13 protein-coding genes and 2 pseudogenes are annotated in these 10863 nt (G+C 70.0%); 7 read left to right on the plus strand and 8 right to left on the minus strand.

The genetic code is table 11. From position 1 onward, the window contains the following. Positions 1–45: 45 nt before the first annotated feature. Complete coding sequence (locus AOK17_RS36090; RefSeq protein WP_055616825.1) at positions 46–543, minus strand: peptidylprolyl isomerase; 498 nt, start codon at positions 541–543, stop codon at positions 46–48. 51 nt (positions 544–594) lie between these two features. On the opposite strand from AOK17_RS36090, the pseudogene AOK17_RS52740 reads away from it, so the two are divergent. Continuing rightward, a pseudogene (locus tag AOK17_RS52740) lies at positions 595–741 on the plus strand (glycosyltransferase family 39 protein); the annotation flags it as partial. A 223-nt stretch (positions 742–964) separates the two neighbouring features. On the opposite strand, the pseudogene AOK17_RS53685 reads toward AOK17_RS52740, so the two are convergent. Together AOK17_RS53685 and AOK17_RS36100 are read right to left on the minus strand one after the other, a co-directional pair. Further along, a pseudogene (locus AOK17_RS53685) lies at positions 965–1219 on the minus strand (ATP-binding protein); the annotation flags it as partial. A 181-nt stretch (positions 1220–1400) separates the two neighbouring features. Continuing rightward, on the minus strand, positions 1401–1904 hold the full coding sequence (locus tag AOK17_RS36100) for a MarR family winged helix-turn-helix transcriptional regulator (RefSeq protein ID WP_055616827.1): 504 nt from the start codon (positions 1902–1904) through the stop codon (positions 1401–1403). A gap of 284 nt (positions 1905–2188) precedes the next feature. Here AOK17_RS36100 and AOK17_RS36105 point away from each other — a divergent pair, with 284 nt between their 5' ends. The 6 genes from AOK17_RS36105 (at position 2189) to AOK17_RS36125 (ending at position 6205) form a co-directional block, all read left to right on the plus strand. After that, a complete protein-coding gene (locus AOK17_RS36105; RefSeq protein WP_055616828.1) occupies positions 2189–2656 on the plus strand; it encodes a cupin domain-containing protein in 468 nt (155 codons plus the stop codon). Between the two features lie 149 nt (positions 2657–2805). Further along, entirely contained in the window at positions 2806–3279 is a 474-nt protein-coding gene (locus AOK17_RS36110) for an NAD(P)H-dependent oxidoreductase (protein ID WP_342671546.1), read from the plus strand. Positions 3280–3376: 97 nt separating this feature from the next. After that, positions 3377–4321, plus strand: a complete 945-nt coding sequence (locus tag AOK17_RS36115; protein ID WP_055616830.1) for an NADP-dependent oxidoreductase — start codon at positions 3377–3379, stop codon at positions 4319–4321. A 28-nt stretch (positions 4322–4349) separates the two neighbouring features. Further along, positions 4350–4772: a hypothetical protein gene (locus AOK17_RS52750; RefSeq protein ID WP_245697582.1), complete on the plus strand. Its 423-nt coding sequence runs from the start codon at positions 4350–4352 to the stop codon at positions 4770–4772. Then, a complete protein-coding gene (locus AOK17_RS52755) occupies positions 4697–5311 on the plus strand; it encodes an alpha/beta hydrolase (protein WP_245697583.1) in 615 nt (204 codons plus the stop codon). The genes AOK17_RS52750 and AOK17_RS52755 overlap by 76 nt, the downstream gene beginning before the upstream one ends. A 225-nt stretch (positions 5312–5536) precedes the next feature. Continuing rightward, on the plus strand, positions 5537–6205 hold the full coding sequence (locus AOK17_RS36125; protein WP_206190893.1) for an SRPBCC family protein: 669 nt from the start codon (positions 5537–5539) through the stop codon (positions 6203–6205). A gap of 37 nt (positions 6206–6242) precedes the next feature. On the opposite strand, the gene AOK17_RS36130 is transcribed toward AOK17_RS36125, so the two are convergent. The 5 genes from AOK17_RS36130 to AOK17_RS36150 are packed head-to-tail and all read right to left on the minus strand — an operon-like array spanning position 6243 to position 10366. Continuing rightward, positions 6243–6818 carry a hypothetical protein gene (locus AOK17_RS36130; RefSeq protein WP_055616831.1) on the minus strand — a complete coding sequence of 192 codons (576 nt, stop codon included), beginning with the start codon at positions 6816–6818 and terminating at the stop codon, positions 6243–6245. Beyond that, positions 6815–8209, minus strand: coding sequence for an ABC transporter permease (locus tag AOK17_RS36135; protein ID WP_055616832.1), 1395 nt, complete (start codon positions 8207–8209; stop codon positions 6815–6817). Before AOK17_RS36135 ends, AOK17_RS36130 begins: the two co-directional genes overlap by 4 nt. After that, positions 8206–9015, minus strand: a complete 810-nt coding sequence (locus tag AOK17_RS36140; protein WP_206190894.1) for an ABC transporter ATP-binding protein — start codon at positions 9013–9015, stop codon at positions 8206–8208. Before AOK17_RS36140 ends, AOK17_RS36135 begins: the two co-directional genes overlap by 4 nt. A 32-nt stretch (positions 9016–9047) precedes the next feature. Beyond that, on the minus strand, positions 9048–9866 hold the full coding sequence (locus tag AOK17_RS36145; RefSeq protein ID WP_055616833.1) for a hypothetical protein: 819 nt from the start codon (positions 9864–9866) through the stop codon (positions 9048–9050). Further along, positions 9863–10366, minus strand: coding sequence for an RNA polymerase sigma factor (locus tag AOK17_RS36150; RefSeq protein WP_206190895.1), 504 nt, complete (start codon positions 10364–10366; stop codon positions 9863–9865). Before AOK17_RS36150 ends, AOK17_RS36145 begins: the two co-directional genes overlap by 4 nt. Positions 10367–10863 lie beyond the last annotated feature (497 nt).

A 10863-nucleotide genomic window follows, 5' to 3' on the forward strand; every position in this document is an offset into this window, starting at 1 on the left:
CGGACGGCCTGCGTTGAGCCGGTTCCGCCGCCCGGGGCGGTGGGGCTACTTCTCCAGGATGCCCGAGGAGGCGATTTCGATCTTCGCGCGGGTGGCGCCGGATCGTGAGCCGAGGGACTCGATCTTCTTTACCAGGTCCTGGCCTTCGACGACTTCGCCGAAGACCACGTGCTTGCCGTCCAGCCACGGTGTGAGGACTGTGGTGATGAAGAACTGGGAGCCGTTGCTGTCGGGGCCGGAGTTCGCCATGGACAGCAGGAACGGCTTGTCGTGCTTGAGCTTGAAGTTCTCGTCGGGGAACTTCTGGCCGTAGATGCTCTTGCCGCCGGTGCCGTCGCCGCGGGTGAAGTCGCCGCCCTGGAGCATGAAGTCGGGGATGACACGGTGGAAGCCGGAGCCCTCGTATCCGAAGCCGTGCTGGCCGGTGGTGAGCTCGCGGAAGTTCTGCGCCGTCTTGGGGACGACGTCGTCGTACAGGTTGAAGACGATCCGGCCTTCGGCGCTGCCGTCAATGGTGATGTCGAAGAAGACGTTGGTAGACATAGGGGGATCCTGTCACGGCCCCGGGTACTGCCCTGGAGCCGCCCCGGCGCCACCACACTGCTGTACGCGATGACCCGGCGGCTCTTCAGCGAGCGGCCGGCGCTCGCCGCAGCCGCGCCCTTCGCGGTGATCCCGTCCACGATCGTGCTCGGCCACTTCGCCACCTGTGACTCGGCGGCGGTCTTCCTGCTGGCACTCGCGGCTGCGCCCACCCGGGGTCCAGCGACCATTCGGCGTCGGGGGAGACCCTGCTGGCCACCACCACGATCGCGTGGTCGGCGAGCCGCAGCAGGAAGGTCTCGCGCAGCCATGCCTCGAGTGGCTGGCACTGCTCGAAGGTGTCGATGAGCAGCACCGCGCCGGGTTCGGCACACGCCGGGGCCGCGAGCTCCTCGAACCGACGCGGGTCAGCGTCGAGGAACCGTCCGTCCACGTGCACCACGCGGCGGCCGGTGAGCTCGGCCTGCCGGGCGGCGTAGCGCACCAGCGAGGACTTGCCGATGCCTCCGGGACCGTGTATGTACGCCACGAGCGGAGCGTCCGCCGCGCCCGACAGCATCCGGTCGAGCACCGTCCGCTCCGGCTCCCTGCCCACCAGCGCACCGGCTCGAGCCTGCGCCAGCCGGCCCGCCAGGCCCGCCACTCCCAATCCGAGTTCCTCTCTGGTTTCCGTCATGCCTCCGGCGCCGCGTTCCTCACCGGCGACTGCCCGCGGCCGGGCCGCCGTCTCGCCGAGCACATCATGAGGTGGGTCGAGCGGTCCGCGAACCTCGACCGGTGGACCGATCCGGTAGCCCGGCCGATCACGCTCGTCCTGATCCGCTGCGGTCTCCGGGGCTCCGACGCCCGTCGAGTCCTTATGCTCCACCTCTGCGGCGGCGGGGCGCGGCCGAGCGAGGCGGCGTCGAGCGCATGTGGTCGCGTACAGGCGCCAGCAGTCCGGCGAGAGCCTTGGCGTCGTCGCGCGAGAGCGGCTCGAACAGGAGGCCGCTGACCACCTCGACGTGACCCGGCAGCACCTTCGCGAGCAGCTCCCGCCCGGCATCGGTGATGGTGACGGTGACGCTCCGCTCGTCGTCCGGCGAGGGGGCACGGACGACCAGGCCTTCCCTTTCGAGCAGACCTACCTGGTAGGTCAGGCCACTGCGGCTGTAGACGACGCCGTCGGCCAGGTCGGTCATGCGGTGGCTGCCCGTCGGCGAGTCTCCCAGGCGGGCCAGCAGTTGGAACTGCACATAGCTGAGATCACCGGTTTCGCGCAGCTGCTGCTCGACCGCATGCCGGAGCAGGCTGGTCACCTCGACGAGGTCGAAGTAGGCGCCGAGCTGCACGGGGTCGAGCGACGGCGGTGAATCAGGCATGACGCGAGTCTACTGCTTCGAATTCGAAGAGTGTGGCGTGCCGCCGGTCCGGCCACCACAGGCGGAGCTGGAGCTGAACTCCTCCGTGAATTCCGGTGCCGGCCAGGGCGGGTGGATGGGGCGGACGCCGGTCCCATCGGCCCGGTGTCGTGACCTCGTGAGCGCACGGAGTGGGCAGTGTTGGGCCCGACTGAGCACCGCAGAGCATGGAGATCGGGCAGTGGTGCGGCGCAGGGTTGCGGAAGCAGGACGGCGCCGCCGCCCACGGATCCCGAGGACCGGCCATGAGCATTCCCCACCTCGCACAACGTGAGGACCAGCAGCAACTCGAGTGGATCGGCGGGGGTGTCTTCAGCGTCCTGCTCGACGCCGAGGCGACCGGTGGGCAGCTGACCGTCGGCCGCTTCGACGTCAGCAAGGGCGAGGCGCCGCCGTTCCACGTGCACAACAACGAGGACGAGGTCTTCCTGCTCCTGTCCGGTTCGGCGCTGGTGTGGGCCGGCGACGAGGAGCACGAGTTGCGGGAGGGCGGCATCGTCTTCCTGCCCCGGCGCATTCCGCACGGCTACCGCATCACCTCCGAGAAGGCAGACCTGCTGCTCATCTCGACTCCCGGAGGGCTGGAGAAGATGTTCCGCCATGCGGGCCGTGACCTTCGTGAGCCACGACCGGAGGGCTTCGAGATCCCCGCGCAGCTGCTCGCCGAAGCCGCGGAACTGTCCGGCAACATCATCCTCGGCCCTCCCCGGTGACGGCACGACAGCCCGGCCGCGGGGAGGAAGCCATGACCACGTTGCCGGGATGAGCACCGCCGCGTGGAGTCCGGTGTCCTTGGCCGTCGTGAGCGCCGGTGTAGGCCATCCGCGTCCGACTCGCCTGCTCGCGGACTGGGTCGCGGAGGCTGTGTGCCGGTCGCTGGCGGCCGGCGGCGCGCGCCGAGGTGGAGGTGCTGGAGCTGCACCGGCTGACGGCCGACCTCGCCCGGCACTCCGCCCAGGGGTGCGCCAGCCTCGACCTGCGGGAGGCGATCGCGGCGGTCGTGGCGGCCGACGGGCTTGTGGTGGCGACGCCGGTGCTGACCGCATCCCCGAGCGAGGTGTTCGACTTGTTCCTCACCGCCCTCGGGGACGGAGTCCTCTCCGGCGTGCCGGTGCTGCTGGCGCTCGACAGCGGCTCCCGCCGGCAAACACTCGACCTCGCGCAGGTGGTACGCGGGCGCCTGACCGACGTGCACGCCGACCCCGTGCCCACGGTCGTCGTCGCCTGCCCCGCCGACTGGCGGGCCACGGCTCACAGTGACGCGGCGCGGCTGCGCTCCTGCATCGACCAAGCCGCCGCCGAACGGGCCGCGGCGATGCGCTCGCACCGGCAGTAGCCGACAACACTTGCTTCGAATTCGAAGCAGAGGTATCGTCAAGAACAGTTGCTTCGAATTCGAAGCAACATGGATCGCAGCGAAGGTGAGAACCGAAATGAAGGCAGTGCGTTTCCACGAGTACGGCGACCCCGGCGTCCTGCGCTACGAGGACGTGGAGCAGCCTGTCCCTGGGGCCGGTGAGGTCCGGATCCGCGTCGCCGCGACGTCGTTCAACGGCGTCGACGGCAACATCCGCGGCGGCTTCATGCGTGGCCCCATCCCGGTGGTGCTGCCGCACACTCCCGGCATCGACGTTTCTGGCACGGTCGACGCGCTGGGCGAGGGCGTGGACGGCATCGCGGTCGGCGACGACGTCATCGGCTTCCTGCCGATGGACGGGAACGGCGCCGCTGCGGAGTACGTCCTCGCGCCGGCCGAGGTTCTGACGCCGGCTCCCAAGAGCGTCCCGCTGCCCGACGCCGCCGCACTGCCCATCGTCGGTCTCACCGCGTGGCAGGCGCTCTTCGACCACGGCAAGCTGACGGCCGGGCAACGCGTGCTGATCAACGGCGCCGGCGGAGCGGTCGGCGGCTACGCCGTGCAACTGGCCAAGGGAGCCGATGCCCACGTGATCGCCACGGCCGGCCCGCGCAGCAGTGAGGCGGTCAAGTCGGCCGGCGCCGATGAGGTCATCGACCACACCACCACCGGGGTGACCACGGCGGTGACCGAGCCGGTCGATGTCGTGCTCAACCTCGCGCCGGTCGACCCGGCCGAGCTGGCCGCGCTCGTCACGCTGGTCCGTCCGGGCGGGGTCGTGGTGAACACGACGGTGTGGATGCCCGCGCCCGCCGACGAGGAGCGCGGCGTGCGCGGCATCGACCTGTTCGTCCGCAGCGACGCCGACCAGCTGTCGCGGCTGGTCGCGCTGATCGACCGCGGGGAGCTGCGCGTCGACGTCGCCGAGAGGGTGCCGCTGGCCGAGCTGTCGGCGCTCCACGCCCGGGCCGCCGAAGGCGCGGTGCACGGCAAGGTCATCGTCGTCCCGCCTGTCGCCTGACGCCGATCCTCCACCGAAAGGAAAGGCCATGGCACTCAGTCTGGATCCCGAAATCGCCGAGGTGCTGGCCCCGATGGCCGGCGCGATGGCGGACGCCACACCACCGGCAGTGGGGGACATCGCGGCGCGGCGCGCCATGTGGGAGCCGATCATCGGCGCTGCGGGAACGGCCCAACCGATCCCGGCCGACGTGAAGACCAGCGAGTACTACACGACCGCCGGCGACGGCACCCACATCACAATGCGCTGGTACGTCAAGGACGGCGCCAGGCCCGGCCCGGCCGTGCTGTTCTTCCACGGAGGCGGATACATCTTCGGCCACATGACCTGTTCGACGGCCCGGTCTCCCGCTACGTGTCCTCAAGCGGCGTGCCGATGTTGTCGGTCGAGTACCGCCGCGCCCCCGAGCACCCCTTCCCGACACCGCTCGAAGACGCCTACGCAGCGCTGAACTGGCTGCACGAGCACGCCGCCGAACTCGGCGTCGACCCCGACCGCATCGGTGTGATGGGCGACAGCGCCGGAGGCGGGATGGCCGCAGCACTGACGATCCTCGCCCGTGAGCGCGGCGGCCCGCGGATAGCCCGGCAGATCCTGCTCATGCCGATGCTCGACGACCGCACCACCACCCCCGACCCCCACATCGAGCCCTACGTGGTGTGGTCCTACGACGACAGCCTCACCGCATGGCCGGCCCTGCTCGGCGAGGCCGCCGGTGGGCCCGACGTCCCGGCCACAGCGGCCCCGGCCCGGCTCCGGGACGCGACCGGCCTGCCGCCGGCCTACATCGAGGTCGGCCAACTCGACGTCTTCCGCGACGAGGACACCGCCTACGCGACCAAGCTCAGCCGCGCCGGCGTGCCGGTGGAGTTCCACCTTCGCCCCGGCGTTCCGCACGAGTTCGACTCCATCGCCATCGCCATCGCCTTCGACTCCGACGTCGCACGGCGTGCCATCGCCGATCGGGTCCGGGTGCTCAAGTCGATCTGAGCCGCAACCACCGACCTGCTGTCACTCAACCCATTCACGGCTGAAGTGTCTCGGCGCTGGCATGCAGGTACTCGTTCACCGCGTACTGCGGCAGCTTGCTGACCGTCATCAGGGGTGCAGCAGGCACTCGATGCTCATGCCGACGGTCGGGTCACTCACCCCACGAACCTGCTTGCTTCCCATTCGAAGCGCCTCATGTTCGCCAGCGGATGTCTCACGTGGTGCATGACCCGCTACAAGAATCTGGCAGAACTCACCACGTCGGACATCCCCTCAACGCTTCGAAGTGGATACACATCACCAAGACAGGAGGACGTTGATGTCCGACAAGAAACCGACCTCGTCGAAGGAAACGACCGATCCTCAGGAGCGCGCAGCGGCTCAGGCGATACCGCTCCTTATCCGCCCGGCCGACAACACAGTTCCGATCACAGTCCAGCGGCGAACTTCGGTGGCGCCCGCCAACGTGTCCGACTGATCGTTCCCATCGACCTGTCGAGCGTATTCCACCGGGTGGCACCGTTTCCCGGCGTCAAAGGTGTGGCGAACCAGACCGAAGTATGGGATCACGTCGGCCCTACCAGGAACCCGCAGTTCGACGACGGCTCGCAGGCCGATGAACAGTTGACCGAGTACACGGACGGCACGAGTTTCGCGTATCAGCTGACGGGATTCACGAACGTCCTTTCCCGGCTCGCGGTCGGCGTTCGGGGCGAATGGAACTTCAATCCCGACGGCGATGGCACCCTCATTCGGTGGACATACGAATTCAAGCCGCTTCCGGGTCGTCGCTGGATTCTCGCCGGTCCCTTCGCTCCTCTCTGGCGCCGATACATGGTGGCCGCCATCGAGAGGTGCCTGGAGGCAATCGAATCGGAAGAGAGCAACTCGTAGACGTGGTCCGGGACCGCAGCCCCGGCATCGCCACCCACTACCGCCTCGGTCCCGCGACGGCGTAGGCCGCGGTGCCGACGACCGTGAGGACCAGGGCCGTCCAGGTGCCCGCTGCCGTGCCGGCAGGCAGCAGCATCCACATCGCCACCTCCATCGGCGCACTCGTCGGGGGCGGGGCGAAGAACACGAACGAGAGCCAGGCGAACGGCGGCGTCCAGGCGTACTGGCTGCCCGAGAGCGCCGCGCCGAGGGCGACCAGTCCCATCAGGCCCGCGCTGTCCCGGACGACGAACGCGGTGGTGGCCATGGACACGCCCATGGTCTGAACTGTGAGGAGCACCCCGGCGACGGCCGCGCCGGCGAGCAGCACATGCGCCGCCCTGCGAGGCACCCAGCGGATCGCGGCCGTCCGGTCCAGTGCGAGGTCCTGCCCGCCGAGCCCGACCGAGACCGCCATCGCCCCCGCGGTGAGGATGAGCGCGGGCAGCTTCGGATCACCGGGCCCCGAGCTCCCGTCCCGGGCGAGTGCCCACACCGCCACCGCGCCGATCACCACCGCGGCGAGCGACGCGGGTATCTGACGCGAGCGCGCATACAGGGTCAGCCATCTCACCGGGACGCACCGCCGGACAGCACCTCGAACGGGTCGCCCTTGCAGGAGAGCGCGGCGGCGCGCATCGAGTTGATCCGCGAGAGCTGCCCGGCCCGTGGAAGCGCCTTGAGTTCCTTCCACACCGGGCGGGTCTCGGCTTCGACCTTGCCGCGCATACTCGCCGACGTGCCGCCGAGCGGCTTGAGGTCCCCGAGGACCCAGCCCACCGCGACGGTCTGCGCGTATTCATCGCCCCCGAAGCCGCTCCAGCCGACGGGGGTGCACCCTGGCACCATGCCTTTGGCGATCAGGGCCCGGGTCAGCTCATCGCCCTTCGCGGCGGCGATGATGTCGTCGTCGAAGTCGAGGAGCACGGTCTTGCGGGACCACTTCGGTGTGGAGCCCTCCGGCAGTACGGCGGTGTTCTCCCGGATCGAGGCCGGCGCCTGATCGCCCAGGGCGCCGTGCAGCAGGCGCAGAGCCTCCTTGCCGGGTCCCGCGAGCTCCGCGAGTCGTGCCTGCTGTGTCTTCGTCACGCACACCGGGCCGTCGCACACCAGCTCCGCGGCGGCCTCGTCGACGACGTACATCCGGCGCGGGTCGGCGGGGAGGACGAGCAGGGCGATCGCCGCGCCCGCCAGGACGGGTGTCAGGGCGGTCAGCCGGGCGCGCGGGGTCGCGGCGACGAGCAGTGCGAAGCCGGTCGCGGCCATGCCGAGCAGCCAGAGCGTCTGCCCGACGTGCACGGAGGCGGAGAGCGTGACGAACGCCTCGCGTGCGTCTTCCACCGTCGGTGACAGCAGCGAGATCCGGTTCGGTTCCGTGCTGGGGAACCCGTCCGCCGTGTCCGTCTCCGTCCGGCCCAGCGACGTGTACATGAGGACCGTGAACACGAAGGCGCCCATGGCCAGCGCGGGCGGGGTGAGCGGGGACGGCAGGGCCCTCCCGGCCCCCATGCCCAGAACTGCCCCCGCGACGAGGGAAAGTGCCCCTATCAGCGAGATCGGCAGCCATCCGAGGTGCGTGTACTCGGTGTGGGCGAGTACCTGGACCCCACCCACGAGGACGAGGAACATGAAAGCCGAGGCCAGCGTGATCGCCGTCGCGCCCGCCAGGGTGGCCGCGCGGTGCCGGGCGGGCCGCGGCGTGCTCGTCAGCAGCTCGGACATCTTCGAGCGGTGGTCGCGCAGTCCCTGCAGCGCCCCGAGCCCCACGGCGAGCGGCCACAGATAGAACAGCAGGGAGCGGGTCCACAGGGCCAGCGGTGTCCACTGGGCCGTCCACGCCGTGGTGCCACTCCACCAGGCGCCGTTCAGCAGGTACAGGAACGCCAGCGCCGGTACCAGGACCACGAGGCCGGCCCATGGGGCGACCGAACGCCTCAACTCGATACGCAGTACACGGCCGTTCACCAAGTGCCCCTTGCCTGTTCGGGGTTGAGCAGCAGTGCCGAGTAGCCGCGCTCCAGCGGGCTGTCGCCCACGTGCTCCGGGCCGCCCACCGAGACGAGCTCGTCCGGAGGGCCCTGGAAGACCAGCCGGCCCTCGGCGAAGACCACCACGTCTGTGCAGGCGGCGGCGACGTCCTCCACCAGATGGGTGGAGACGAGCACGCACGTGTCCGTACCCAACTCCTGCAGCAGCTCGCGGAAGCGCAGCCGCTGCGCCGGGTCCAGGCCGACCGTCGGCTCGTCGAGGAGCAGGATCGTCGGGTCGTTGACGATGGCCTGGGCGATGCCGACCCTGCGCACCATGCCGCCCGACAGGGCCTTCATCCTCTCGTCGGCGCGGTCCGCCAGACCCACCCGTTCCACGGCGCGCTGCACGGCGGCGGGGATGTCCGCTTTGGGTACCTCCTTCAGCCACGCCATGTACTCGACGAACTCGCGCACCGTGAAGCGCTTGTAGTAGCCGAACTCCTGCGGCAGATAGCCGATCCGGCGGCGTACGGCACGGTGCTCGCCCATGCCGCCCACGGACTCGCCGAACAGTTCCAGGCTGCCCTCCGTGGGGCGCAGTACGGTGGCCAGCGTCCGGATGAGGGTGGTCTTGCCGGCCCCGTTCGGGCCGAGGAGTCCGTGGACGCCGATGCCCAGCGACAGGTCGAGGCCGTCGACGGCCATCCGTTTCCTGCCGACCCTGACCTTCAGCCCCGTTGCCTGGATCTCCCAGGCGTAGGCCGTCGGTGCGATGTCGGCCGCGCTCACGGCGGACGTCATGTGGTGTTCCTTTCCCATGTTCTTTCCGATGGTCATCGATGAGCTCCCAGCACGGTGTACGCGCCTCTGCGGGCGATCACGACACCGATACCGATCGCGAGGATCAGCCCCCACGCGGGCAGACCGTCCGTCTGCAGGGCGAAGGTCGTACGGCTGGTGGCCAGAGTCGGCGCCACGACCATGCCGGCCCAGACCGTGGACAGCACGACGGCTGCGCGGGTCACACCGACGACACCGCCGAGCGCCAGGGTCGTCGAGGTGAAGGCCAGACAGGGCAGCAGCCACTGAGCCACCATCACTCCTGTCACCCATCCGCCCACCAGCAGCACGGGGACGACCACGCCGAGCACGGACGCTGTGCGCCGCAGCACCAGATAGAGCCCGGCCCTGGGCACCGAGGCCGTCAGTTCGTACGCCGGGTCCAGACCACGCGACCAGGACGCCGCGACGCCGAGCACGGGCAGGACCGGCGCGAGCAGCAGCACCAACGACACCTCGCCGGAGCCGGTGTCGGACAGGTCGAGCAGCAGGGCCAGCAGCGTCACGCCCACGACCATGGCCAGCCACGGCACCATCGTGGGCGTCATCCACCTCGACAGCGGCGCCGACCAGCGCCGTCCGCGCGGCATCGTGGCAGTGACCGCGAGTTGGGGTTCGAGGCCGGACCACACGGTGTCGACGAGCGACGCCATGGCGGGCACCTTGGCACTGACGACGGCAGAGAGCCGGTCACGGCAGACCCGGCACGCCTCCAGGTGGGCCTCCACGGCCCACACCTCGTCGGCGGCGAGGTCCGTGCCGCCGTGCGCGTACCCCTCGATGATCCGCATCGACGCGTGTTCCACACTCATGCCAGCGCCCTTCGCATCTCGATACGGGCCCGGCGGGCACGGGTCTTGACCGTGCCTTCGGGCAGCCCGAGCAGGACCGCGGTCTCCCGGACGGACAACCCGTCGAGCACCATCGCCTGCAGTACCTGTCTCAACTCCGGCGCGAGGCACCGCAGCGCGTCCCCGACGTCACCGTCGACGGTTCCAGCGAGCGCCAACTCCTCTGCGGCGGGCGCCACGTCGGGCGGAGCGGCGGCCGGCGGCGGCTCCGCGTGGTGGGCCCTGCGCCGGAACGCGTCGACGAGGCGGCGCGCCGCGATCGTCCACAGCCAACCGGTGGCCGTCCCCCCGACCGCGGTCCCGGCGAACGCACCCGCCGCGCGCCAGACGGCCAAGTAGGTCTCCTGCATGACCTCCGCGACGATCTGCTCGTCGACGCACCGGCGGCGCAGCCGCACCGCCATCCACGGCGACGTACGCCGGTACAACTCCTCGAACGCGGCACGGTCGCCTTTTGCCACCAGCCGGACGAGACGTTCCTCGTCCACCTCGTGCAGCGCTGCTCTGACTGATCTCACACCTGCTAGACGCCCGGCCCGGGCGACAGGTTTTCCCATTGCCGTGATCCACGTCACACAGGGAGGCTCGCTGTCTCGGCCTCCGGGGATCAGCTGTTCGGCAAGGGCTTCTTGATCTGCTGAAGCTGCTGCTTCAGTGCCCGGGATTCCTTCACCATGACAGTCCATAGCGGCCCCAAGCGACATCAGCCCACGAGCCGCAGCCGGACCTGGCCACGTGCGAACGCCAAGTCGAGTAGTCGCCAAGCCCCCACCCGGCACACCCGAGCAGTACGGTCATCCCACTCGAACCGACCCCGGGGGGACAAAATGACCAGCCCGTACACCACGCCACCCACACCCCAGCCCGCGAGACCCGCCCCCAAGTGGGCACGGAAGCGGTACGTCCTCCCGGCGATCGGCCTGGCTTTCGTCCTCGGAGGCATCGGCGCCGGCGCCGA

Origin of the sequence: Streptomyces phaeochromogenes, from assembly GCF_001418655.1 — a bacterium.
GTDB lineage: Bacteria > Actinomycetota > Actinomycetes > Streptomycetales > Streptomycetaceae > Streptomyces > Streptomyces phaeochromogenes.